The sequence below is a fragment of the Castellaniella sp. MT123 genome (assembly GCF_039614765.1).
Taxonomy (GTDB): domain Bacteria; phylum Pseudomonadota; class Gammaproteobacteria; order Burkholderiales; family Burkholderiaceae_B; genus Castellaniella.
This window is the reverse complement of record NZ_CP154879.1, coordinates 1,797,329-1,821,380: the sequence shown is the minus strand read 5'-3', so window position 1 is coordinate 1,821,380 and position 24,052 is coordinate 1,797,329. Positions and strand designations below refer to the sequence as shown.

Here is a 24,052-nt window from a genome sequence, read left to right as displayed (position 1 = left end):
CACAGGACGTCAGGCATCCCCCGGACTGTTTTACGCCCGCCGAACCTGAGTGGTATGCCAGCCGCGTGGAAGGCCGTTACAGCCGACTATTTTCAAGAACCGCCTGCGGTGGGTTCCGGAAACTGATCGCCATGCGGTTGTAGACGTTCATCAAGCCCACGGTGATCGTCAGGTCGACGAGTTCTTTTTCGTCGAACACCGCTCTTGCCGCCTGGTAGTCCGCATCGGGAACGCCGGTGACGGAAACCCGGGTGACGGTTTCCGCCCAGGCGAGGGCGGCGCGTTCCCGGGCGCTGAACAGATTTCCGGCTTCGTGCCATGCCTGGACCAGGGCGATTTTGTCGATTTTCATGCCTTTTTTCAGCAAGTCCCGGGTATGCATGTCCAGACAGAATGCGCAGTTGTTGATCTGCGAAACGCGAAGAAAAACCAGTTCGATCAGGTCGGCCGGCAAGCCGCTGTGCCGCACGTAGCTGTATACCCCGCCAAGGGCTTTCACGCCGTCCGGCGCAACCTGGCTGTAGTCGATTCGTTGAGTCATTTCAGAGCCTTTGCCGATTGTGTGGATGATTTCGTGGGGGTGGTCAGGGCGTGGTCGTCCGTGTCCACGACAAAGACCGCCAGCAGCTTGGCCGGTTTGGTTTTGCTCGCGTTGCGGCTGATCAGGTGGCTTGCTCCCGGGGCTTCCGACCAGCTCTGGCCGGCTGTGTAGACGCGGGTCTTGCCGTCATCGACCTTGGATTCAATGGCGCCCGATACGACATAGGCGTAGATAAAGGCCGATTTGGCGTGATGATGCGGCACAGAAGACGCGCCCGGCGCGTAGTCCACTTCGACCGCGATCAGGGATTTCCCCGGAATATTGGGTATCGCCTGCTCGAAATTGGTGATGACTTTCTCGCCTGCCTCGTGTGCCGATGAGACGGCAGGCCAGGTGAGCATCGCCAAAGAGCAGAACGCCGCGACGATGGAGCGATTGATGAGCTGAGCCATGAGTGTGGGTGCCTGTTTGTGGATGGAGTGATCCCACTTTATTACGCCTTTGTTTCGAGGTAAAGTAGCTAAAATCGTTTTCTTTGTACGAAAAATCGGATAATCATGGCTCTGGATCGCCTCGAAGCAATGCGCGCCTTTTGCCGGATCGTGGAAGTCGGCGGTTTCAGCAAGGCGGCGGAATCATTGGGCTTGGCCACCACGACAGTGTCAGGCCAGGTCCTGTCACTGGAGAAGCTGTTGGGGATCAAGCTCCTGCATCGCAGCACCCGTAAAGTTTCGCCCACGGCCGAGGGCACGGCATACTATGCGCGCGCCCGTGCCCTGATCGACGAGGTGGACGAACTCGAGGCCTCGGTGTCGCAGAGCCATAATGTCGTCCGGGGCCGCGTCTCGGTCGAAATGCCGACTCCCGTGGGCATCCATCTGGTCATCCCCGCACTCCCGGACTTCACGGCAAGATTTCCCGAAATTCGGCTCGATATCGGCTGTAGTGAGCGCGTCGTGGATTTAGTGGAAGAGGGTATCGACTGCGCCATCCGGGGGGGGGCTCTGGCCGATCTCGCCCTGGTGTCCCGGGCCGTGGGGCAGATGCAGTTCTGCGCCTGCGCCGCGCCTTCCTATCTGGCAAGTGCGGCCGCGATCGATCATCCCTCCTGTTTGGCGCAACACCGATATCTGGGCTTCAGGTTTCCGGGGACGGGGAAGCAGTTCGTGCCCACGCTGACCCGTGGAAAGGAAAGCTTTACACTCGACCAGACCCCATTCATGTATTTCGACAATGGCAGTGTCGCCACTGCCGCCGCCGTTGCGGGTCTCGGTGTCGCCTTCCTGGCCCGGGCGGAAATCAACCATCACCTTCGTGCGGGCGAGCTTGTCGAAATTCTGAAGGACTGGAATATGGCAAGCATGCCGGTCTCGGTAGTCTATCCTTACACGCGGCGCCTGTCGGCCAAAGTGCGGGTGCTGACCGACTGGGTGGCCGAGCTTATGGCCAGCGACCCTTTGTGGAGCCAGTCCGGGTAATCGTTGAAAACAAAAATGGCCTCCCATCGGAGGCCATTGGCTTGCAAAGGAATGGGCGCTTACTTCGTGGCGCTGTTGTCCACGACCTTGGCGTCCTTCATCAGGCTCTTCTGGTAGTCGCCCAGGGCCTGTTGGCGCATCATTTCTTCCAGCTGCGGCTTCGCTTCGTCGAAGGACGGGAAGGCAACGGGGCGGACATCTTCGACCTGGATGATGTGCCAGCCGAATTGTGTCTTCACGGGTTCGGTGCTGGTGTCGCCCTTCTTCATGCTTTCCACGGCCTTGGCGAATTCCGGCACGTAGTTGGTGGTCGGGCCCCAGCCCAGTTCGCCGCCGTTCTTGCCGCTGCCGGTGTCGATGGAGTCTTTCTTCGCTGCGGCGTCAAAGCTGATTTTCTTTGCCTTGATCGACTTGATCAGGGCTTTGGCTGCGTCCTCGTCCTTGACCAGGATGTGGCGCAGCTTGTATTCCTTGCGATCGGCCTGTTCGGCCTTGATCGTGTCGTATTCCTTCTTCAGATTCGCGTCGGTGACGGGGTGATCCTTCAGGTACTTCGCCATCAGCGCGCGCACCAGGATGCTCTGCGTGGCCAGTTCGGTTTCCTGCTGGACGGCCGGGTCCTTTTGCAGGCCGGCCTTCTCGGCGGCCTGGACCGCCACCAGACGGTTGATCATTTCCTGTTTGACCTGGTCGCGCAACTGCGGCGTATCCTGGGCGCCCTGGCTGATCAGCAGGCTGACGAACTGGTCGAATTTGGCCTGGGAGATCCCCTGGCCGTTGACAGTGGCGATGTCCTTGGCGTAGACCGGCAAGGCCAACGAGCAAGCCAGGGCCACAGCAGCGATACGTTTCATGAAAGTCCTTCAGTTTGGGGAGTGATGGCCTCGATGGCCAATGCGTGAATCGGATGGGGCATCAGATCTCGCACGCAATCATACACAAGGCGATGACGCGCAAGGGTTCCCAGTCCCTCGAATTGTTTCGACATGATGCGCACGCGAAAGTGCCGTGCGCCGCCTTGGGCGCCTGCATGGCCGGCGTGCAGATGGGATTCGTCGACCAGATCCAGTGTGGCCGGCTCCAGGTGCCGCAGGCGCTGTGCGAGCAGTTCGCGCAAGTCGGCCGACGGCAGCGGGGACGCGGGGGTGGCATTGGTCATGAGGGGTCCGCGTCGTCCGCTGGTGAAGTGGGCGCGGGCTCATTGGCGGGGTCGGCCTGGATGTGCCGGCCCAGCCAGACTGACTGTACGACGACGAAGAGCAGCAGCAGGATCATCAGGCCGAAGACCTTGAAGTTCACCCACTGGGATTCCGTGAAGCGCCCGGAAAACGCGACGTACAGGTTCAGCGCCCCGGAGGCGATGAAGAAGCCCGCCCAGCTGTCGTTCAGGCGGCTCCAGGCACGTTCGGGCAGGGCGATCTTTTCGCCCATCAGACGGCGCATGAGATTGCGCCCCATGAGCACGCGCGAGCCCAGCAGGATCACCGCGAACAGCCAGTACAGGACGGTGGGCTTCCATTTGATGAAGGTATCGTCATGGAACAGCAGGGTTGCCCCGCCGAAGACGACGATTACCGTCAGGTTGATCCAGTGCGTGCCTTCGATGGCGCGGCCGGTCAACCGCAGCCAGAGGATCTGTGTGATCGCGGCGGCCATGGCCACGCCCGTGGCGACGTAGATGTCGGCAAAACGGAAAGCCAGAAAAAACAGGATGAGGGGGAAAAGGTCGAAAAGAAGTTTTTTCATTCGGCCGGGATGAATTTGAGGGAGAGGGAATTGATGCAGTAGCGCAGGCCCGTCGGGGCCGGGCCGTCATTGAAGACGTGTCCCAGATGCGCATCGCAGGTGGCGCACAGGATTTCCGTGCGGATCATGCCATGGCTGACGTCGCGTTCTTCGCGCACGCCGTCGGGGCGGATCGGTTCGAAGTAGCTGGGCCAGCCGCAACCGGCCTCGAATTTGGTGTCCGAGGCGAACAGGGGGGTGCCGCAACACACGCAAACATAGGTGCCGGTCTGGGTGGAATCCCAGTAGCGGCCGGTAAAGGGGCGTTCGGTGTGTTTCAGCCGCGTGACGGCGAATTCGTCCGGGGTAAGCTGCGCACGCCATTGGGCGTCAGTGCGCGTGACCTTGTCCACAGGAAACCAGCATCCAGTCTCGATTTCGATAACCTACTTATCTTAAACGACTTTTTATCTGATGTCCCGTCTTCGTCATCCCGCGTTGCACTTTGATGCGCCCCGGACGAAGCGACCCACTTCGCCGGGGATCCGGCGGCGGTGCACGCGATCCCGTAGGGGCGGCGTTTGCCGCGTACGGGAATTCAGCAGCAAATTGCGTCTGCCTGCGATAATATGACGCCCGTTCATGATTCATGCTGAAAACGGCCTGATTTGTAATCAAGGATTGCTTGATGGCGCGGTTTTGTCCTGCCACGCCACCGGCATCCCGGCTTGAAAACCAAACCACTCGGAGACAAACATGACATTTGCGCGTTCCTTTCGGCTGACCCTGGGTGCCGCCGCCCTGCTGGCTGCCCTGCCGCTGACGGTATCGGCCCAGATCAAGGTCGGTGTGACAGTTTCCGCCACCGGGCCGGCGGCTTCGTTGGGCATTCCCGAGCGCGATACCGTGGCCTTGTTGCCGACGGAAATCGGCGGCCAGAAGGTGCAGTACATCGTGCTGGACGACGCCACGGATACGACTCAGGCCGTCAAGAACATCCGCAAGTTCACGGCCGACGATCATGTCGACGTCGTGCTGGGTACGTCGGTGACGCCGGCTTCGCTGGCCATGTCGGATGTGGCAGCCGAAACGAAGACGCCCATGATCAGTGTCGCGGCCAACGCGAAACTGGTCGAGCCGGTGGATGGCCCGCGCAAATGGGTCTTCAAGACGCCGCAGAACGACGCGCTGATGGCCAGCGCCCTGGCTGACGCCATGGTCAAACAAAAGGTCAAGACCCTGGGCTTCATCGGCTTCAGCGACGCCTACGGCGACGGCTGGCTGCAGGAAATGAAGGCGGCAGCCGAAGCCAAGGGCATCAAGGTCGTCGCGGCCGAACGGTTTGCCCGCCCGGACACCAGCGTGACGGGCCAGGTGTTGAAGTTGCTGGCCGCCCGTCCGGACGGCATTCTGATCGCGGCTTCGGGTACGCCGGTGGCTCTGCCGCAGCGCGAACTGGTCGAGCGTGGCTACAAAGGCAAGATCTATCAGACCCACGGTGCGGCCAACAGCGACGTGCTGCGGGTGTGCGGCAAGGCCTGCAATGGCATGATCCTGCCGGCCGGCCCGCTGCTGGTCGCCGAACAGCTGCCCGACAGCAACCCGGCCAAAAAGAGCGCTCTGGCGTACGTCCATGCCTACGAGGCGAAATATGGCCCGGGCACGACCAACACCTTCGGTGGCCACATGTGGGATGCGGGTCAGCTGATCAACGACGCCATTCCCCGTGCGCTGAAGACCGGTGCGAAGCCCGGCACGCCGGAATTCCGGGCCGCCCTGCGGGATGCCCTGGAACAGGTCCACGAGCTGCCCGCCTCCCAGGGGATCTTCAACATGAGCCCCACGGACCACGCCGGTCTGGACAAGCGAGGTCGCGTGATGGTCCAGGTCGTCAATGGCAAGTGGACCTATCAACCGGATCTGTAAGCATGCGGCCATATCGACACATCCACGCGGGCGGCGCCCCGCGCAATCCCGGTAGGGCAGGTGGGGCATGGATCTGACGATTGCCCTGATCCTGCTGCAGGATGGCATCCTCAATGGGGCGATCTACGCCCTGTTGGGACTGGCGCTGGTGCTGGTGTTCCTGGTCACCCGCGTGATCTTCATTCCGCAAGGCGAGTTCGTCACCTTCGGCGCGCTGTCGTTGGCCTTCCTCGCCAACGGCCGTGTGCCCGGGACCGCGTATCTGCTGCTTCTGCTGGGTGTCCTGACGTGCCTGGTCGAGGCGGTGTCGGCCTGGCGCACGCACCAGTGGCGGGGCTACGGCCGCACCCTGGCCTGGGCGCTGATCCTGCCGCTGGCGCTGCTGGCCCTTGCGCCAATGGCCGCGGCGCCAGGGGTGCCGCTGGCGTTGCGTGTGCTGTTCGCGCTGGCGCTGGTGATCCCCCTGGGGCCGATGATTTACCGGCTGGTCTACCAGCCGGTGGAACAGGCCAGCGTGCTGGTTTTGCTGATCATTTCCGTGGCGGTGCATTTCGCCCTGACGGGGCTGGGCCTGCTGTTCTTCGGTGCCGAGGGCTGGCGCACGCCTGCGCTGGTCGAGGGCACCGTGCAAATCGGTCCCGTGGCCTGGACGGCTCAGACCTTTGCCGTGCTGGGGACCTGTGTGGTCTTGATTGCCGCCTTGTGGTTGTTCTTTGGCCGGACCCTGTATGGCCGTGCATTGCGGGCGACGGCGGTCAACCGCCGGGGCGCCCGCCTGGTCGGGATCAGCACGCGGGTGGCCGGCGGACTGACCTTCACCCTGGCGGCCGCCATCGGCGCGCTGTCGGGCATGCTGATCGCCGCCATCACCACCATCTATTACGACACGGGCTTCCTGATCGGTCTGAAGGGGTTCGTGGCCGCCATTTTCGGAGGGCTCATCAGCTATCCGGCCGCCGCGGCCGGCGCGCTGTTCGTGGGCGTCCTGGAAGCCTTTTCCTCATTCTGGGCCAGCCCTTTCAAGGAAGCCATCGTGTTCACCCTGATCATTCCGGTCCTGCTGTGGCGTTCGTTGGGCAGTGTCCAGCTGGACGAGGAGGACTGACGTGACGCGGACTCGTCTGATCCAGACCCTGGGCCTGGTCGCGCTGGCGCTGTTGCCGTGGATTCCAGGGGTGCCGCCGTTCTGGATCACGCAGATGAACTACATCGGGCTCTATGGCCTGGTGGTGCTGGGGCTGGTCCTGCTGACCGGCGTCGGGGGGCTGACGTCCTTCGGGCAATCGGCCTTCGTGGGGCTGGGGGCCTATACCACCGCCTGGCTGACGACCGCGATCGGGGTCTCGCCCTGGCTGGGGCTTCTGGCCGGCCTGCTGCTCACCTGCTTGGTCGCCTACGCGCTGGGCGCGATCACCTTGCGCCTGTCAGGCCATTATCTGCCCTTGTGCACGCTGGCCTGGTGCCTGGCGCTGTATTACCTGTATGGCAATCTGGATTTTCTGGGGCGCTACGACGGCATCGCCGGCATCCCGCCGCTGTATCTTGGCAGCTGGTCCCTGAGCGCCAGCGAATCCATGTACGTGTTGATCTGGCTGGTCCTGCTGCTGGCCCTGTGGGCGACGCGCAACCTGCTCGATTCGCGGGCCGGCCGCGCGATCCGGGCGCTGCGCAGCGGCTCCATGGCCGAATCCTTCGGGGTCGATCTGGCGCACTACAAGGTCGTCATCTTCGTCTATGCCGCTTTGCTGGGCAGCGTATCGGGCTGGTTGTACGCGCATATGCAGCGGGCCGTCAGCCCCAGCCCGTTCGGTCTGGGCTACGGCATCGAATACCTGTTCATGGCGGTGGTGGGCGGATCCGGCAGCGTGTGGGGTGCGGTCGCGGGTGCCGCCACCATCCTCATCATCAAAGATCAGCTGCAGAACGTACTGCCCAAGCTCGTCGGGACGGGCGTCAATCTGGAACTGCTGGCCTTCGGCGTGCTGATGATCCTGGTGCTGCAGTTTGCGCGCGGCGGGCTGTGGCCCGTCCTGGCACGCATCGGGCGGTGGCTGGGGCTGGGCGGGGAACCCGCCCGGCGCGCAGCGGCCTGGTACGCCGATGCGGCCGATCTGCCGCGGCGGCGCCCGCCCCAGGCGGGTGAGACCGTGCTCGAGGTCGATCGGGTCCGCAAGGAATTCGGCGGCCTGGTGGCGGTCAACGACATCAGTTTCCGCCTGCGCGCCGGCGAAATCATGGGGCTGATCGGCCCCAATGGCGCGGGCAAGAGCACGACCTTCAATCTGATCAGTGGCGTGCTGCCGCTCAGCGGCGGCCAGGTGCGCTTCATGGGAGACCGTATCGACGGCCGGCCAGCGCACGACATCGCTCGCCGGGGTCTGGTGCGCAGCTTCCAGCATGTGCAGCTATTGCCGGACATGAGCGTGCTGGACAATGTGGCCTTGGGGGCCCACCTGCGCAGCCGGGCCGGTGTGGCCGCCGCGGCGCTGCGGCTGGATCGCGTCAGCGAAGCCTCGTTGCTGAAGGAAGCCGCGCGCCAGCTCGAACGCGTCGGCCTGGGCGACGTCATGGAGCAGCCCGCGGGCAGCCTGCCGCTGGGCCGCCAGCGCATCGTGGAGATCGCGCGAGCGCTGTGCGGGGACCCGATCCTGCTGTTGCTCGATGAACCGGCCGCCGGCCTGCGCTATCAGGAAAAGCAGGCGCTGGCCGCGGTCCTGGATCAGTTGCGGCACGATGGCATGAGCCTGCTGTTGGTGGAACACGACATGGATTTCGTCATGAAGCTGACCGACCATCTGCTGGTCATGGATTTTGGCACGCAGCTGGCGGAAGGCATCCCGGCCGACATACGGACCAATCCGGCGGTGGTGGAGGCTTATCTGGGCGGTCAGGACGATGACTGGGAAATCGTGCCGGCCGCCGGCCACAGGGTGAATGCATGATGGGCGCTCCCGAGACACTGCTGTCCGTTCAAGGACTGTCCGCGCAATACGGCAAGGTCGCAGCCCTGGATCCGCTGGATCTGACGGTGGGCCGAGGCCAGATCGTCACCGTGATCGGCGCGAACGGGGCCGGCAAGTCCACCCTGCTCAATGCCCTGATGGGGGCCCTGCCGCAGCGCGGGCATAGCCACGGCAAGATCCTGTTCCAGGGACAGGCGATCCAGGACTGGGATATCGAGCGCCGGGTGGGGTTGGGCCTGACGCTGGTGCCGGAACGTCGGGAACTCTTTGCCAGCATGTCGGTGCACGACAACCTGCTGCTGGGTGGCTTCCGGCTGTATCGGGCGGGCGTGCGTGGCTGGCAGGATACGCTGGACGAGGTCTACACCCTGTTCCCCCGTTTGCGCGAAAGGGCGGACCAGGCGGCCGGCACCCTGTCGGGCGGGGAACGCCAGATGCTGGCTGTGGGGCGTGCCCTGATGGCGCGGCCGTCGCTGCTCATGCTGGATGAACCCAGCCTGGGCCTGGCACCCCGGGTCGTCCGGGAAATCTTCCAGACCATTGCTCAGTTGCGCAACGCCGGCGTGTCGATCCTGCTGGTCGAACAGAACGCCCGCGCCGCCCTGCACGTGGCCGATGCCGGCTACGTGCTGGAAACCGGAGCAGTCGTCCTGCAAGGCGAAGCGCGGATGCTCGCCGGCCACCCCCGAGTCATCGAAAGCTATTTAGGGCTTGCGGGGACACAGAAGAGTCATTGATGACTCTTCTGTGCCAGGCAAGTCCGAGCGGCATGCCGGCCGCGAAGTGGGATGCCATTTCTCTGCTCCGGCGGGTTCATTCGCATTGACACCTTCAAGCCGGCGACGATAACCTCGGATGGAAAGACCCCCTAGGGTGCTTGTCCGGACCTGTTTTCTGTGGGGCCTTACAGATCGATAACCCACGGAGACAGTCTATGAAGACGAAGCGGTTGTTGCTGTGCATGGCGCTTTCCGCCGCGTTGCCCCAGTTCGCGGGCGCGGCCGAACCCCTGCGGATCGGGGTCCTCAACGATCAATCAGGCCTCTACTCGGATTTTGGCGGGGTGACGTCGGTCACGGCAGCGAAGATGGCGGTCCAGGATTTTGGCGGTCAGGTGTTGGGCCGCAAGATCGAGGTCCTGTCGGCCGACCACCAGAACAAGACGGACGTGGGGACTTCGATCGCACGTAAATGGTTCGACGTGGACCACGTCGAGATGATCGGCGACCTGACCAATTCGGCGGTGGCGCTGGCCGTTCAAGGCCTGGCCCAGGAAAAGGGCAAGATCACCATCGCGTCCGGGCCGTTCTCGGCGGCCCTGACGGGCAAGGCGTGTTCCCCCACCGGATTCCATTGGGCCTTCGACACCTATGCCTCGTCGGTCGGCACCGCCACCGGCCTGGTCAAGGAAGGCGCCAAGACCTGGTTCATCCTGGGCGCCGACTATGCCTACGGCAAGCAGTTGGCGGCCGACCTGACCAAGGTCGTCGACAAGAACGGCGGCAAGGTCGTCGGCGAGGTCTTCCACCCGGTAGGCACGTCCGATTTTGCGTCCTTCCTGCTGCAGGCCCAGTCCTCCAAGGCGCAGGCGGTGGCGCTGGCCAACGCGGGGGCCGATACCAGCAACAGCATCAAACAGGCGGCGGAATTCGGCCTGACCAAGGGCGGGCAGAAACTGGTTGCCCTGGGTATCGTGATCAGCGACGTGCACGCTCTCGGGCTGGAAAAGGCCCAAGGCCTGGTGGCGACCACACCGTTCTACTGGAATCGCGACGATGCCAGCCGGAAATTCTCCGCGCGCTTCATGAAGCTGACCAATCGCGAGCCCGGCATGGTCCAGGCCAGCGTGTATTCCTCGACGTTGCACTACCTGCAGGCGGTCAAGGCAGCCGGCACGACCGATGGCAAGGCGGTGGCGGAAAAAATGCGCGAGCTGCCCGTCAACGACTTCTTTGCGCACAACGGTGTAGTCCGCAAGGACGGTTGGATGGCCCACGACATGTATCTGGTCGAGGTCAAGACGCCCAAGGAGTCCAAGGGGCCATGGGATTATTACAAGATCCTGCGCACGTTGCCCGCCAGTCTGGTGTCCGTGCCGCTGTCCGAGAGCACCTGCCCGCTGGTCAAGAAGGGCTGAGCAAACCTTGCCGCCAGGAACCCGGATGGGATCTTGGCGGCATTGGCCTGACCTGGCGGGAATTCTGCCCAGAAAAAATCCCGGCTCTTTTCAGAGCCGGGATTTTTCATGCTGTCCTGGCGCGGGCGCCGGGTCAGCTGGCGGCTTTGGTGGCGCGTCTGGTCTGCAGGCGGTGCAGCCATTCGCCGACGATGCCGCGGCGGAAGGTCAGCACGCAGATGACGAAGATCAGGCCGATGACGATCGTCACCGATTCGCCCAGCACGCGGAACCACGCGATGCCGGTTTCCTGCATCAGGAAGCGGCCGATGTCGCCGACCTTGTTTTCCAGGGCCACGACGATGATGGCGCCCAGCACCGGGCCGGTGAGCGTGCCCATGCCGCCGATGAGCGTCATCAGGATGACCATGCCCGACATCTGCCAGGTGGCGTCCGAGAGCGTGGCCGAGACGAAGACCACCGATTTGGTGGCGCCGGCCAGGCCGGACAGGGTCGCCGAGAGCACGAAGGCCAGCAGCTTGAAGCGATCGACGTGGTAGCCCAGCGAGATCATGCGGGGTTCGTTCTCGCGGATGGCCTTGAGGGCCTGCCCGAAGGGGGAGTGCACCGTGCGCCAGATCAGGGCGTAGCCCAGCACGAAGATGGCCATGACGACGTAGTACAGATTGATGTCGCGGTTCAGGTCCAGCCCCAGGATGCTGCCGCGCGGGATGCCCTGCAGCCCGTCCTCGCCGCCGGTGAAGGGGGCCTGCAGGAAGTAGAAGAACAGCATCTGCGACAGCGCCAGGGTGATCATGGCGAAATAGATGCCGCTGCGCCGGATGGAGAGGATGCCGAAGATCAGGCCCAGCAGGGCGGCGCAGGCGGTGCCGAACACCAGGCCGCTGGCTGTCGGCCAGCCCCAGACGGCAAGCGCCTGGCCGCAGGTGTAGCCGGCCAGCCCCAGAAAGGCGGCATGGCCGAAGGACAGCAGGCCGGTGTAGCCCAGCAGCAGGTTGAAGGCGCAGGCAAACAGCGCATAGCACATGACCTTCATGATGAAGATCGGATAGGCGCCCAGTTCGGGGAGCACCGCGATCACGACGATGGCGATCAGGTAGCCAAGCAGTTGACGATTCATGATTCCTTCCCGAAAAGCCCCGCCGGGCGCAGCAGCAGCACGATCACCATGATGATGAACACCACGGTGGTGGAGGCTTCCGGCCAGAAGACCTTGGTGAAGCCTTCGATGACGCCCAGCCCCAGGCCGGTGACGATCGAGCCCATGATCGAGCCCATGCCGCCGATGACGACCACGGCGAACACCACGATGATGAGGTTCGAGCCCATGAGCGGGGACACCTGCAGGATGGGGGCCGCCAGCACGCCGGCGAAGGCGGCCAGCGCGACCCCGGCCCCGAAGGTGAGCGAGATCATGAGCGGGACGTTGACGCCGAAGGCCTCGACCAGTTTGGCGTTCTCGGTGCCGGCGCGCAGCAGCGCGCCCAGGTGGGTTTTCTCGATCAGGAACCAGGTGATCAGGCAGACGAGCACCGAGGCGACCACGACCCAGGCGCGGTAGATCGGCAGGTACATGAAGCCCAGGTTCACGCCGCCTTGCAGCAGGGCGGGCGTGGAGTAGGGCTGGCCCGATACCCCGTAGGCGCTGCGAAAGACCCCTTCGATGATGAGGGCCAGGCCGAAGGTGAGCAGCAGCCCGTACAGGGGGTCGAGCTTGTACAGGTGGCGCAGCAGCAGGCGTTCGAGCAGGATGCCGAAGAGCCCGACGACGATGGGCGAGATGACGAGCATCACCCAGTAGTTCAACCCCAGGTACTGCAGGCCCAGCCAGGCGACGAAGGCGCCCAGCATGTAGAGCGCGCCGTGAGTGAAATTGATGATGTTGAGCAGGCCGAAGATGATGGCCAGCCCCAGGGAGAGGACGGCGTAAAAGGAGCCGTTGACCAGACCCAGCAAGAGCTGGCCGAGCAGGGCCTGGATGGGTACACCGAAAAGTTCTGTCATAGGGCTGCGGCAAAGGCGGATGACGGGAGCGCTGGCTGACAGGCCAGGCCCCGCCGCTATGCGGCGAGGCCTGGCCTGTCAGGCGTCGTGATTAGCTCTTGAGCAGGGGGCAGGTGGACTGAGATTCCGGACCGTAGACCGATTCGGCCGGCAGGTCGCGGATGATGTTGTAGTAATCCCAAGGTGCCTTGGACTGGTCGGGGCGCTTGACCTGGGCCAGGTACATGTCGTGCATCATCAGGCCGTCCTTCCGGATATAGCCGTTTTTGACGAACATGTCGTTGATTTTGTGGGATTTCAGGTATTGCATGACGGTGTCGCCGTCGTCGCTGCCCGTGGCCTTGACGGCTTCCAGGTAGGTGCGGGCGGCGGAGTAGTCGCCCGCCTGCAGGAACGACGGTGCCCGGTTGTGCTTGTCAAAGAAGCGCTTGGCCCAGGCGCGGGAGGCGTCGGTCTGGTTCCAGTACCAGGGCGTGGTCAGGTACAGGCCCGCCGTGTTGTCCAGCCCCAGCGAGTGGATGTCGTTGATGAACACCAGCAGACCAGCGAGTTTCATGGTCTTGGTGATGCCGAATTCCTTCGCGGCCTTGACCGAATTGATGAAGTCGCCCCCCGCGTTGGCCAGCCCCAGCACCTGGGCGCCGGAGCTCTGGGCCTGCAGCAGGAAGGACGAGAAATCGGTGGTGGACAGCGGCGCGCGTACTTCGCCCAGGACCTTGCCGCCGTCGGCCTTCACGACTTTGGCCGTATCCTGTTCCAGCGAATGGCCGAAAGCGTAGTCGGCGGTCAGGAAAAACCAGGTCTTGCCGCCTTCGCGCACCACGGCCGAACCGGTGCCGTGGGCCAGGGCCGTCGTGTTGTAAGCGTAGTGCACCGTGTAGGGTGTGCACTTGTCATTGGTCAGCAGCGAAGAGCCCGGGCCGATCGCGATGAAGGGCTTTTTCTTTTCGGCTGCCACGCCGGCCATGGCCAGCGCCGTCGCGGAGTTGGTGCCCCCAACCAGCATGTCCAGGTGTTGGGTGTCGAACCAGTCGCGGGCGCGGGCCGAGGCAATGTCGGCCTTGTTCTGGTGGTCGGCCGTCAGCAGCTCGATCTTTTTCCCGTTGATTTCCCCGCCCATGTCGGCGATCGCCATGCGGATCGCGTCGGCGCCTGCCTGGCCGTCGACGTCGCCGTACACACCCGACATGTCGGTGATGAAACCAATGCGGATGACATTGTCGGATATCCCGGCAGCCTGAGCGGAAAGGCCAAATCCCAGGCCCGCAACGGCCAGTGCAGCGGATAGGGTACGCAGTTTCATGGGAAATCTCCTGAGGTGGCCGGCTGAGCCGGCAGGTAGGGTGAAGGAAGAGGATATGGCGTCGTCAGACGCCCAGCAGGCTGTCGAGTGTTGTCTGCTTTTCCTGCAGTTGTGCCGCAGGGAATTCCTCGACGATCTGGCCATGTTCCATGACATAGAAATGGTCGGCCAGCGGAGCGGCGAAGCGGAAATTTTGTTCCACCATGACGATGGTGTAGCCCTTGGATTTGAGGGTGGTGATCATGCGGGCCAGCGCCTGGACGATGACCGGGGCGAGGCCCTCGGAGATTTCGTCGAGCAGCAGCAGATTGGCGCCCGTGCGCAGGATGCGCGCGACGGCCAGCATCTGCTGTTCGCCACCCGACAGGCGCGTGCCGGGCGAATGGCGACGTTCCAGCAGATTGGGGAACATGTCGTAGATTTCGGCGAGCGACATGCCCCCGCCCAGCGTGTTGCCCACGGTGGGGGGCAGCAGCAGGTTTTCCTCGCAGGATAGCGACGCGAAGATGCCGCGTTCTTCCGGGCAGTAGCCGATGCCCAGGTGGGCGATGCGGTAGGTGGGCAGATGGATGGATTCGGTGCCGTGGATGCGCACCGAGCCGGTGCGCCGGCTGGTCAGGCCCAATAGCGCGCGCAGCGTGGTGGTGCGCCCGGCGCCATTGCGCCCCAGCAGCGTGACCACCTGGCCGGGATCGACGCGCATGTTGACGCCATGCAGGACATGGGATTCACCGTACCAGGCCTGCAGGTTGGAGATTTCGAGTGCGGGTGCGCTCATGATGCCCCCTTGGCGCTGCGTGCCGTTTCCCCCAGAGGGAATTCGCACTTGGGGCGGCCCGGCGTGCTCATGCGTGTGCTCCTTCGAGTTCGCCCTGGGTCGTACCCATGTAGGCTTCCATGACGGCGGGGTTGTTGGAAACGGTGGTGTAGTCGCCTTCGGCCAGGACCGCGCCGCGAGCCAGCACGGTGATGCGGTCGGCGATGGAGGAGACGACCTTCATGTTGTGTTCGACCATGAGGATGGTGCGTCCGGCGCCGACCTGCTGGATGAGCTGGGTGACGCGATCGACGTCCTCGTGGCCCATGCCCTGGGTGGGTTCGTCCAGCAGCATCAGGCTGGGTTCCATGGCCAACGTGGTGGCGATTTCGAGGGCGCGCTTGCGTCCGTAGGGCAGATTGACGGTGATTTCGTCGGCGAAGTCGGCCAGGCCGACCTCGTCGAGCAGTTCCATGGCGCGGGCGTTCAGGTGATTGAGGGTATTGTCGCTGCGCCAGAAATGAAAGGAGGTGCCGGTGTTGCGCTGCAGCGCGATGCGCACGTTGTCGAGCACGGAGAGCTGCGGGAAGACGGCGGAGATCTGGAACGACCGGATGATGCCTTTGCGGGCGATCTCGGCGGGACGGTCGCCCGTGATTTCCTGGCCGTCGAAGAGGATCTGGCCGCGGGTGGGCGTCAGGAATTTGGTGAGCAGATTGAAGCAGGTGGTCTTGCCCGCGCCGTTGGGGCCGATGAGCGCGTGGATGTGGCCGCGCTGGACCTTCAGATCGACGGCGTCGACGGCGACAAATCCAAGGAAGGCCTTGGTTAGCTGGCGAGTTTCGAGGATGATGGATTGGTCCGTGCCCATATTGCCCAGAGTTCCCTTTCGCAGTGCAACGCCGTGTGGCGGAATGCTTCAAGTATCGGTCGGTTTGGTCCTTGCCTCCATAGGGGTTTTACAGGGTTGTCGGGCCGGTTTCGCTGTTTGTTGCGTTGCGTCATGCTGTGACCGCATCGCGGTCGGCGACAACCGGGTCTGATGCGGGCGCCGGCCCTGAAATGGGTCGTCCGTCAGTCCCCCGGGCGGGTCTTGTCCGGGTATTCGCACAGATCGCTCAGGATGCATTGCGGGCATTTTGGCTTGCGCGCCACGCAGACGTAGCGGCCATGAAGAATCAGCCAGTGGTGCGCATCCAGCAGATAGTCTTTGGGAACGCGCCGCAACAGCGCCTGTTCGACGGCCAGGACGGTCTTGCCGGGGGCGATGCCCGTGCGGTTGGCTACGCGAAAGATGTGGGTATCGACCGCCATGGTGGGCTGGCGAAAGGCGGTGTTCAGGATGACATTGGCGGTCTTGCGGCCGACGCCGGGCAGGGCTTCCAGGTCTTCGCGGCGGTCCGGAACCTGGCCGCCGTGGCGTTCCAGCAGCAGCTCGCAGGTGCGGATGACGTTGCGCGCCTTGGTCTTGTACAGGCCGATGGTGCGGATGGCATCCGACAGTCCGGCCTCTTCGAGTGCGAGCAGGCCTTCGGGTGTGCCGTGTTCGGGGAAGAACTTGCGGGTTGCCAGGTTGACCGAGCGGTCGGTGGCCTGGGCCGAGAGCATGACGGCGATCAGCAACTGGAAGGTACTGCCATATTCCAGCTCGGTCCTGGGTTCCGGGTTGGCCTCGCGCAGGCGGCGGAAGCATTCTTCGACGGCGGCGCGCTTCATGATCGCCGTGCGCGCGCGCGGGCCAGAGCCTGGGCGATGCGATCCTGTTTGTCGTGATCGTCGGATGGGGTGGCCAGCGCCGGCTTGTTGGCCAGCGTGCGGGCGGCGGGGCCCGCCGACTCGGCGTGCCGGCCCAGCAGCCGGGTGTTGCGGGCCTGGTAGCGCTGCCGGGCCGCGCCGGCGTCTTCGGGGGTCCAGTCACGTCCGGCGGGGACCATCGTGATGCAGTCCACGGGGCAGGGGGTCACGCAGCGTTCGCAGCCGGTGCAGTCGTCCGCGATCACCGTATGCATGCTCTGATTGGCGCCCAGGATGGCGTCGACCGGACAGGCCTGAATGCACAGGGTGCAGCCGATGCAGTGTTCCTCGTCGATGAGGGCAACGCGAAAAGGCTGGTGGGTCCCGCAGTCCGGGTCAAGGGGATGCGCGGGGCGGTCCAGCAGATGCGACAGTGCTTCGATCGTTCGTGGCCCGCCCGGGGGACAGCGATTGGTGTCGGCCAGCCCCTGCGCCATGGCTTGCGCATAGGGGCGGCAGCCGTCATAGCCGCATTGTGTGCACTGCGTTTGCGGCAACAGGGCATCGAGGGCGTCGATCAGTGAAGACATGGCAAAGGAAGGCCGGGGCGCGAGCCCCGGCGGCCCTGACAGGGCGGTTCAGGCGTGCGCGCGGATGAACGAGGAGATTTTAGGACAGATCTGCGCGCGCCAGCGGCGCCCTGAGAAAATGCCGTAATGACCGCAACCGGCGGCGGTGTGCGCTTCGCGCATGCCATCGGGCAGGCTGGCGCACAGATCGTGCGCCGCGTGGGTCTGGCCTTCGCCTGAAATGTCGTCCAGTTCGCCCTCGATCGTCAGCAGGGCGGTCTTGCGGATCGCGGTGGGTTCGACGAGCTGGCCGTCGATTGTCCAGGTACCGCGCGGCAGGCGGAATTCCTGAAACACGGTGCGGATTGTGTCCAGGTAGAACTGCGCCGGCATGTCCAGCACGGCATTGTATTCGTCGTAGAAGCGGCGGTGGGCTTGCGCGTCGCTGTCGTCGCCGCGCAGCAGGTCCAGGTAGAAATCGTAATGGGATTTCACGTGACGATCCGGGTTCATGGCAACGAAGCCGGCGTGCTGCAGGAACCCGGGGTAGACCAGCCGCCCGGCGCCCACATAACGGGGCGGGACGCGGTGGATCAGGTTGTCCTCGAACCAGGCGTAGGGTTTCGTCGTCGCCAGCCGGTTGACCTGAGTGGGGGACCGGCGCGTGTCGATGGGACCGCCCATCATGATCATGGTGCGTGGCTGACAGGGCGCATCGGTACTGGCCAGCAGGGAAACCGCGGCCAGGACCGGCACGGTGGGCTGGCAGACGGAAATCACATGGGTGTCCGGGCCCAAGTGAACCAGAAACGCCTGGATATAGTGGACGTAGTCGTCCAGGCCGAAGGTGCCATCGGCGATCGGGACCATGCGTGCGTCGATCCAGTCGGTGACGTAGACGTCGTGGCTGGGCAGCAGCGCACGGACCGTGTCGCGCAGCAGGGTGGCATGGTGGCCCGACAGGGGGGCCACCAACAGGACACGGGGGTCCTGCCGGGTGGTTTCGCGGCGGAAGTGCACCAGGTGGCAGAATGGCTGGGCCAGCGCGATGTCTTCGTGGACGGCGGTTTCACGCCCATCGATCGTGGTGAATGGCAGGTTCCAGGCGGGTTTCTGGTAGTCCTTGCCCACGCGGTGGGCCAGTTCGTAGGCGGCCGCGAACTGGCGGGACAGCGGCGTGTAGGCCAGCGGACTGTAAGGATTGGAAAAGAGTTGGGATCCCGTTTCCGTGAAGGCGGTAAACGGAGCGAGGAGGGAGCGTTGCAGCTCATGGAGGTCGTACAGCATGGTGGTGCGTTCCGGTCGGTCTGCCCCGGCGCAGATCGTGCGCCGGACTATGGGGTCTGCAGGTTTAAGTTACCGGTAATCGTTACTATGCGCTACGGTAAATACCCGGAATTTGTGATTCCGGGGATCGAAATGTGGGCTTTTGCAGACAACGGACAGGCCGACGCGATTCACGTAAGCCAATCCGTTTTGGGCGTGTGGGTGGTGCTTCGTGTCGGATGTTGTCCGGTTCGGTGGCGATCAGGCGCGTTCGAGGTATTTGAGCTTGTCGGCCACGCCGTTCCAGTCGTCGGCGCCGTCCAGGGCGGCGATCGAGCGGTTGATGGGCTTGAATTCGGGGGACAGTTCCGCATTCAGCGGGATGAAATCGACCTGGTCCTGCGGCACGTCTTCTTCGGCGAAGATGGCGTTGGCGGGACATTCGGGCACGCAGACGGCGCAGTCGATGCATTCTTCGGGATCGATCACCAGGAAGTTGGGCCCTTCGCGGAAACAGTCCACCGGACAAACATCGACGCAGTCGGTAAATTTACATTTGATACAGTTTTCGGTGACGACGTGGGTCATGGGTGCTCCGGCAGGCAAACAGGGACCTGAAAAGGGCCTCCCGGGATTTTACCGAATTTGGCAGGGAGAACCCGGAGAGCCCGATATGCGGTCAGGGGTGGAGGCGATCACAGCAACAGGGCCGCCAGGGTGCCGCCCAGTTCAGCGCCGCGATCGAGCCATTCGGCCGGGACGGTCTTGGGGGCCAGGATGGCTTCGGGAGTCTGGGCGTGCATCGGCACGATCAAGGCAGGTGCAATCAGGTTCAGGCGCCAGCCGGTGCAGATACGCTCCAGCTGACGCCTGGCGCCGTCGCCGTCCGAGCCGGCGGTGATGATCAGGCCGTAAGGGCGGCCATTGAGCCGATCCAGGACGGCGTAGTAGTTGCGATCCAGGCATTCCTTCATGGCGCCGCTCAGGGCGGCCAGGTTCTCGGGGGTGGCGAACAGGTAGCCGTCGGCGGCCAGCAGATCGGCCGGCTGTACCTCGGCCGCCGGGCTGACCCGCAGATCGAACCGGCCGCCGGCCTGGAGTTCGTCGGCCACGGCGCGTGCGCCCACGGCGGCGGCATCCGCCATCTGCCGGGCGGCGCCTGTGCGTGAATGCCAGATGATCAGCAGGCGTTGGGCCATGGGTGCGCACGCAAGGGGAATGACTCAAGTAGTATAGAGGGGTGGTGTGCACCGAGCCATTTTCAGTCGTCATGAGCGTTCCCTCGCAAACGGTTCTTACCGATCCCTTCAACCCGGAATGGTTCCAGGCCGCCTCACGGGGGCTGGACGCCGCCGGCGGCGCATTGCTGCGGCAGGCGGTCGACTGGGTGCGGGAACCGCTGCGCCAGGTACGGGCCAGCACGGGCGAACCGCTGGATTCCCATTGCGCGGCAGTCGCGCTGATCCTGCGGGATCTGGGGTCGGATGCCGCCACGCGGGCGGCGGCGCTGCTGGCGGTGCAGCCGGTGCCGGCGGGCGATGTGGCGCGCTCCGATCCCCTGCGCAAGGCTTTCGGGCCGGAAATCACGACCCTGGTGCAGGGCGTGCGGGCATTGCTGCATCTGGGGGCCATGGCGGGACGCGCCGGAGGCGACTCCGGCGCCGACCAGAAGGAAATGCAGCGCAAGATGCTGCTGGCGATGGCCGCCGACCTGCGCATTGTCCTGCTGCGCCTGGCGTCGCGCCTGCAGTCGCTGCGATGGCATGCGGCCACACGGACGCCCTGTCCCCCCGCATTCGCCCGTGAAACCATGGCGCTGTACACTCCGCTGGCCAATCGGCTGGGTATCTGGCAGCTCAAATGGGAAATGGAGGACCTCTCCTTTCGTTTCCTGGAGCCCGACACCTACAAGGCCATCGCCCTCCAGCTCGAGGAAAAACGCGCCGAGCGCGAAGCCTTCATCGAGGACGTCGTGGCCCGGTTGCAGGCGGCCCTGGACGAATCGCACATCCAGGCCGACATCAGCGGCCGGCCCAAACACATCTACAGCATCTGGAACAAGATGCGGATCAAGCATCTGGAATTCCAGCAACTGTTCGATCTGCGGGCTCTGCGTGTCATCGTGGCCGATGAACGGACCTGCTATGCGGTGCTGGCCCTGGTCCATGCCCTGTGGACGCCGGTGCCCGACGAGTTCGACGACTATATTGCCCGGCCCAAGCCCAATGGCTACCGGTCGCTGCACACGGTCGTGGCCGATGCCCAGGGGCGGGCCTTCGAGGTGCAGATCCGCACCCAGGACATGCACCAGTTCGCCGAGTTCGGTATGGCGGCGCACTGGCGCTACAAGGAAGCCGGTGCCCGGGGCGGACAGGTTTCGGCCTCCGGTGACTACGATCAGAAGATCTCCTGGATGCGCCAGTTGCTGGCCTGGAAGGAAGACGGCGGCGCCGCGCCGGCACCCGAAATTCCGCACGGCGATCGGCACATCTACGTGATGACCCCGCAGGCCCGGGTGCTGGAGTTGCCGGAAGGTGCCACGCCGGTCGATTTCGCCTATCTGCTGCATACCGATCTGGGTCATCGCTGCCGGGGGGCGCGGGTGGATGGGCAGATGGTGCCGCTGTCCACACCGCTGCGGACAGGCCAGACGGTGGAGATCATCGCCGCGAAATCCGGCGGGCCGTCGCGTGACTGGCTCAATCCCCAGCTGAACTACCTGGCCAGCCCGCGTGCCCGGTCCAAGGTCCGGGCCTGGTTCAACGCGGTGGAACTGCAGCAGCGCATCGCCCAGGGGCAGACGCTGGTCGAAAAAGAGCTGCAGCGGCTGGGCCGGACGGCCGTCAATCAGGAACACCTGGCCCAGCAACTGGGGTTCGCCCGGGCCGACGATCTGTACGTGGCCGCCGCAAAAGAAGAATTCAGCCTGCGGCAGATCGACCAGGTGTTTCGCGAGCCCGAACCAGCCCAGGCGCCCGCCGATGCCGCTCGCGTGTATGCCAGTGATGCCGGCAGCGTGGCGCGCACGGGCAAAAGCGGGGTGCTGGTGGTGGGGGTCGATTCCTTGCTGACACAACTGGCGCGTTGCTGCCGTCCGGCGCCGCCGGACGCCATCGAGGGTTTCGTCACCCGGGGCCGGGGGGTTTCCATCCACCGCAGTGACTGCGCATCCTGGGCCGTGTTGGCGCAGCGCCACCCTGAACGCTGCATCCAGGTGGCCTGGGGGGATACGGGGCAGGCGCTGTATCCGGTCGATCTCAGCATCCATGCCCAGGATCGGCCCAATCTGCTGCGTGATCTGTCCGAAGTCTTTGCGCGCCTGCGCCTGCGGGTGGTGCGGGTCACCACGCACAGCCGCCGGTCGCTGGCTCACATGGTGTTCACCATCGAGGTGCGGGACGGCGCCCAGATCCGCCAGGCGCTGGACGCGGTCAACGAGCTGTCGGGGGTCCAGGCCAGCCGCCAGTGACAGGGTGGCGGATTCCCCGCCGGGGATACAACGGCGACGGGACGGGCGACGTGTGTCGTCTGTCCGCGCTGCTAAAATGATCTTTTGGCTGACCGGTGTGGTCTGACCGCCCCGATCGGGCACCTTTGAAGCGAGTCTGGATTTGAAACCCTATCATTTGCCGGATGTCCACGGGCATTTCGGCCAGTTTGGCGGTTCGTTCGTGGCCGAAACCCTGGTGCACGCGCTGGATGCCCTGCGCGAGACCTATGAACACTATCGCGACGACCCGGAATTCTTGCGCGAATTCGCCGACGAACTGGAACACTTCGTCGGCCGCCCCAGCCCCGTGTATCACGCGCGGCGCTGGTCCGAACGTCTTGGCGGCGCGCAGATCTGGTTCAAGCGCGAAGATCTGAATCACACTGGCGCCCACAAGGTCAACAACTGCATTGGCCAGGCGCTGCTGGCGCGCCGCATGGGCAAGCCGCGCGTCATCGCCGAAACCGGTGCCGGACAGCACGGGGTGGCGAGCGCCACCGTGGCTGCCCGCTATGGCCTGGAGTGCGTGGTGTACATGGGCAGCGAGGACGTGCGCCGTCAGGCGTCGAATGTCTACCGCATGAAGCTGCTGGGCGCCACGGTGGTCCCGGTGGAATCTGGCTCGCGCACCCTGAAGGACGCCCTCAACGAGGCCATGCGCGATTGGGTGACCAACGTCGAAAACACCTTCTACATCATCGGCACGGTCGCCGGCCCGCATCCGTATCCACTGATGGTGCGCGATTTCCAGACCATCATCGGGCGTGAATGCCTGGAACAGATGCCGCGCGATGCCGGCAGGCAGCCCGATTACATCGTGGCCGCTGTGGGCGGGGGATCGAACGCCATCGGCATTTTCCATCCGTACATCGAACACGAATCCGTGCGCCTGGTTGGCGTCGAAGCCGCCGGCGAAGGCCTGGACAGCGGGCATCATGCCGCGTCCCTGAACCGGGGCGTGGTCGGGGTGCTGCACGGCAACCGCACCTATCTGCTGCAGGATGCCAACGGCCAGATCACTGAAACCCATTCGATTTCCGCCGGCCTGGATTATCCCGGCGTCGGGCCGGAACACGCCTGGCTGAAGGATTCCGGCCGGGCCCAGTATGTCGGCATCACCGATCGCGAGGCTCTGGCCGCGTTCCACGACTGCTGCCGCATCGAAGGCATCATGCCGGCGCTGGAATCCGCCCATGCAATCGCCTATGCGACCAAACTTGCGCCCACCCTGGCGCGTGACCAGATCATCCTGGTCAATCTGTCGGGTCGCGGCGACAAGGACATGGATACCGTAGCCAAATTAAGCGGCATCACGCTTTAGGAGTTGCGCCTTGACCGCATCGAATCTTCGCTTGGCAAACTGTTTTGGCGCGCTGTCCGGGCGCACCGCATTGATCCCCTACGTCACGGCGGGCGACCCGCTCGCCGGCTCCACTCCTGCGCTCATGCACGCGCTGGTGACGGCCGGCGCCGATGTCATTGAACTCGGCGTGCCATTCTCCGACCCCATGGCCGATGGTCCCGTGATCCAGCAGGCCGGTGAACGCGCCATCGCGGCTGGCGTCAGCCTGACGCGCGTACTGGAACTCGTCGTCGAATTCCGCCGTCAGGATGCGAATACCCCGGTCGTTCTGATGGGCTACGCCAATCCGATCGAATGCATGGGGCGCGACGCCTTCGTGCAACGGGCCGCCCAGGCCGGCGTGGATGGCGTTCTGGTGGTGGATTACACCCCAGAGGAATCCGCCGATTTCGCGGCCGCGCTGACTGCGGCGGGGGTCGATCCGATCTATCTGCTGGCACCCACGTCCACTGAATCCCGGATGGACCAGGTCGCCAGGCTGGCGCGGGGCTATGTGTACTACGTGTCCCTGAAAGGCGTGACCGGCGCCGGGTACCTGGATACGGATGACGTGGCCCGGCATCTGACCACGATCCGGCGCCACGTGTCGATTCCGGTGGGTGTAGGCTTCGGCATCCGTGATGCCGCTAGCGCGGCACGACTGGCACCGCATACCGATGCCGTGGTCATCGGCAGCAAACTCATTCAAATCATCGAAGAGGCCTCGCGCCGGGATGGCCCGCAGGCGGCTATCGACGCGGCCGCCGCATGGCTGGCTGAAGTCCGCCAGGCCCTCGACCACATTCAGAAAGGTTGA

General features: G+C 64.3%; 25 protein-coding genes. 9 read left to right on the top strand and 16 right to left on the bottom strand.

Annotation, left to right across the window (positions count from 1 at the left end):
• Positions 1–76: 76 nt before the first annotated feature.
• Positions 77–541, bottom strand: coding sequence for a carboxymuconolactone decarboxylase family protein (locus ABCV34_RS08550; protein WP_345795805.1), 465 nt, complete (start codon positions 539–541; stop codon positions 77–79).
• Positions 538–993 carry a cupin domain-containing protein gene (locus tag ABCV34_RS08545; RefSeq protein WP_345795804.1) on the bottom strand — a complete coding sequence of 152 codons (456 nt, stop codon included), beginning with the start codon at positions 991–993 and terminating at the stop codon, positions 538–540. Before ABCV34_RS08545 ends, ABCV34_RS08550 begins: the two co-directional genes overlap by 4 nt.
• A 105-nt stretch (positions 994–1,098) precedes the next feature.
• Here ABCV34_RS08545 and ABCV34_RS08540 point away from each other — a divergent pair, with 105 nt between their 5' ends.
• Complete coding sequence (locus tag ABCV34_RS08540) at positions 1,099–2,019, top strand: LysR substrate-binding domain-containing protein (RefSeq protein WP_345795803.1); 921 nt, start codon at positions 1,099–1,101, stop codon at positions 2,017–2,019.
• Positions 2,020–2,078: 59 nt separating this feature from the next.
• Here ABCV34_RS08540 and ABCV34_RS08535 read toward each other — a convergent pair whose 3' ends face one another.
• The 4 genes from ABCV34_RS08535 to msrB are packed head-to-tail and all read right to left on the bottom strand — an operon-like array spanning position 2,079 to position 4,157.
• Positions 2,079–2,873 carry a peptidylprolyl isomerase gene (locus ABCV34_RS08535; RefSeq protein ID WP_345795802.1) on the bottom strand — a complete coding sequence of 265 codons (795 nt, stop codon included), beginning with the start codon at positions 2,871–2,873 and terminating at the stop codon, positions 2,079–2,081.
• On the bottom strand, positions 2,870–3,178 hold the full coding sequence (locus tag ABCV34_RS08530; RefSeq protein ID WP_345795801.1) for a BolA family protein: 309 nt from the start codon (positions 3,176–3,178) through the stop codon (positions 2,870–2,872). The genes ABCV34_RS08535 and ABCV34_RS08530 overlap by 4 nt, the downstream gene beginning before the upstream one ends.
• Positions 3,175–3,765 carry a septation protein A gene (locus ABCV34_RS08525; protein ID WP_345795800.1) on the bottom strand — a complete coding sequence of 197 codons (591 nt, stop codon included), beginning with the start codon at positions 3,763–3,765 and terminating at the stop codon, positions 3,175–3,177. Before ABCV34_RS08525 ends, ABCV34_RS08530 begins: the two co-directional genes overlap by 4 nt.
• A complete protein-coding gene (gene msrB / locus ABCV34_RS08520) occupies positions 3,762–4,157 on the bottom strand; it encodes a peptide-methionine (R)-S-oxide reductase MsrB (RefSeq protein WP_345795799.1) in 396 nt (131 codons plus the stop codon). Before msrB ends, ABCV34_RS08525 begins: the two co-directional genes overlap by 4 nt.
• Positions 4,158–4,500: 343 nt before the next feature.
• Between msrB and ABCV34_RS08515 the strand changes: the two genes are divergently transcribed.
• The 5 genes from ABCV34_RS08515 (at position 4,501) to ABCV34_RS08495 (ending at position 10,770) form a co-directional block, all read left to right on the top strand.
• Positions 4,501–5,670, top strand: coding sequence for an ABC transporter substrate-binding protein (locus tag ABCV34_RS08515; protein ID WP_345795798.1), 1,170 nt, complete (start codon positions 4,501–4,503; stop codon positions 5,668–5,670).
• A 67-nt stretch (positions 5,671–5,737) separates the two neighbouring features.
• On the top strand, positions 5,738–6,775 hold the full coding sequence (locus tag ABCV34_RS08510; protein ID WP_345795797.1) for a branched-chain amino acid ABC transporter permease: 1,038 nt from the start codon (positions 5,738–5,740) through the stop codon (positions 6,773–6,775).
• 1 nt (position 6,776) lies between these two features.
• Complete coding sequence (locus ABCV34_RS08505; RefSeq protein WP_345795796.1) at positions 6,777–8,612, top strand: branched-chain amino acid ABC transporter ATP-binding protein/permease; 1,836 nt, start codon at positions 6,777–6,779, stop codon at positions 8,610–8,612.
• Positions 8,609–9,370, top strand: coding sequence for an ABC transporter ATP-binding protein (locus ABCV34_RS08500; RefSeq protein WP_345795795.1), 762 nt, complete (start codon positions 8,609–8,611; stop codon positions 9,368–9,370). The genes ABCV34_RS08505 and ABCV34_RS08500 overlap by 4 nt, the downstream gene beginning before the upstream one ends.
• A 197-nt stretch (positions 9,371–9,567) precedes the next feature.
• Positions 9,568–10,770 carry an ABC transporter substrate-binding protein gene (locus ABCV34_RS08495; RefSeq protein ID WP_345795794.1) on the top strand — a complete coding sequence of 401 codons (1,203 nt, stop codon included), beginning with the start codon at positions 9,568–9,570 and terminating at the stop codon, positions 10,768–10,770.
• A gap of 133 nt (positions 10,771–10,903) precedes the next feature.
• Here the strand turns inward: ABCV34_RS08495 and ABCV34_RS08490 are convergent, their stop codons facing one another.
• The 10 genes from ABCV34_RS08490 to ABCV34_RS08445 all read right to left on the bottom strand — a co-directional run bounded on the left by ABCV34_RS08490 (position 10,904) and on the right by ABCV34_RS08445 (position 19,602).
• Complete coding sequence (locus tag ABCV34_RS08490) at positions 10,904–11,890, bottom strand: branched-chain amino acid ABC transporter permease (protein ID WP_345795793.1); 987 nt, start codon at positions 11,888–11,890, stop codon at positions 10,904–10,906.
• Complete coding sequence (locus tag ABCV34_RS08485) at positions 11,887–12,774, bottom strand: branched-chain amino acid ABC transporter permease (protein ID WP_345795792.1); 888 nt, start codon at positions 12,772–12,774, stop codon at positions 11,887–11,889. Before ABCV34_RS08485 ends, ABCV34_RS08490 begins: the two co-directional genes overlap by 4 nt.
• Positions 12,775–12,865: 91 nt before the next feature.
• Positions 12,866–14,077, bottom strand: coding sequence for an ABC transporter substrate-binding protein (locus tag ABCV34_RS08480; protein WP_345795791.1), 1,212 nt, complete (start codon positions 14,075–14,077; stop codon positions 12,866–12,868).
• Positions 14,078–14,141: 64 nt separating this feature from the next.
• Complete coding sequence (locus tag ABCV34_RS08475; RefSeq protein ID WP_345795790.1) at positions 14,142–14,855, bottom strand: ABC transporter ATP-binding protein; 714 nt, start codon at positions 14,853–14,855, stop codon at positions 14,142–14,144.
• A 67-nt stretch (positions 14,856–14,922) separates the two neighbouring features.
• Positions 14,923–15,705 carry an ABC transporter ATP-binding protein gene (locus ABCV34_RS08470; protein WP_345795789.1) on the bottom strand — a complete coding sequence of 261 codons (783 nt, stop codon included), beginning with the start codon at positions 15,703–15,705 and terminating at the stop codon, positions 14,923–14,925.
• A gap of 203 nt (positions 15,706–15,908) precedes the next feature.
• A complete protein-coding gene (gene nth, locus ABCV34_RS08465) occupies positions 15,909–16,550 on the bottom strand; it encodes an endonuclease III (RefSeq protein WP_345795788.1) in 642 nt (213 codons plus the stop codon).
• A complete protein-coding gene (locus tag ABCV34_RS08460) occupies positions 16,547–17,158 on the bottom strand; it encodes an RnfABCDGE type electron transport complex subunit B (protein ID WP_345795787.1) in 612 nt (203 codons plus the stop codon). Before ABCV34_RS08460 ends, nth begins: the two co-directional genes overlap by 4 nt.
• Before the next feature lie 48 nt (positions 17,159–17,206).
• Positions 17,207–18,424 (bottom strand): polyhydroxyalkanoate depolymerase, encoded by a 1,218-nt coding sequence (phaZ, locus tag ABCV34_RS08455; RefSeq protein ID WP_345795786.1) that lies wholly within the window; start codon positions 18,422–18,424, stop codon positions 17,207–17,209.
• Positions 18,425–18,664: 240 nt separating this feature from the next.
• Complete coding sequence (gene fdxA, locus ABCV34_RS08450) at positions 18,665–18,991, bottom strand: ferredoxin FdxA (protein ID WP_345795785.1); 327 nt, start codon at positions 18,989–18,991, stop codon at positions 18,665–18,667.
• A gap of 107 nt (positions 18,992–19,098) precedes the next feature.
• Positions 19,099–19,602, bottom strand: coding sequence for an NAD(P)H-dependent oxidoreductase (locus ABCV34_RS08445; protein WP_345795784.1), 504 nt, complete (start codon positions 19,600–19,602; stop codon positions 19,099–19,101).
• Positions 19,603–19,673: 71 nt separating this feature from the next.
• On the opposite strand from ABCV34_RS08445, the gene ABCV34_RS08440 reads away from it, so the two are divergent.
• The 3 genes from ABCV34_RS08440 (at position 19,674) to trpA (ending at position 24,052) form a co-directional block, all read left to right on the top strand.
• Positions 19,674–21,872, top strand: coding sequence for a bifunctional (p)ppGpp synthetase/guanosine-3',5'-bis(diphosphate) 3'-pyrophosphohydrolase (locus tag ABCV34_RS08440; protein ID WP_345795783.1), 2,199 nt, complete (start codon positions 19,674–19,676; stop codon positions 21,870–21,872).
• 142 nt (positions 21,873–22,014) lie between these two features.
• Positions 22,015–23,214: a tryptophan synthase subunit beta gene (trpB, locus tag ABCV34_RS08435; protein WP_345795782.1), complete on the top strand. Its 1,200-nt coding sequence runs from the start codon at positions 22,015–22,017 to the stop codon at positions 23,212–23,214.
• Positions 23,215–23,224: 10 nt separating this feature from the next.
• Entirely contained in the window at positions 23,225–24,052 is an 828-nt protein-coding gene (trpA, locus tag ABCV34_RS08430; RefSeq protein WP_345795781.1) for a tryptophan synthase subunit alpha, read from the top strand.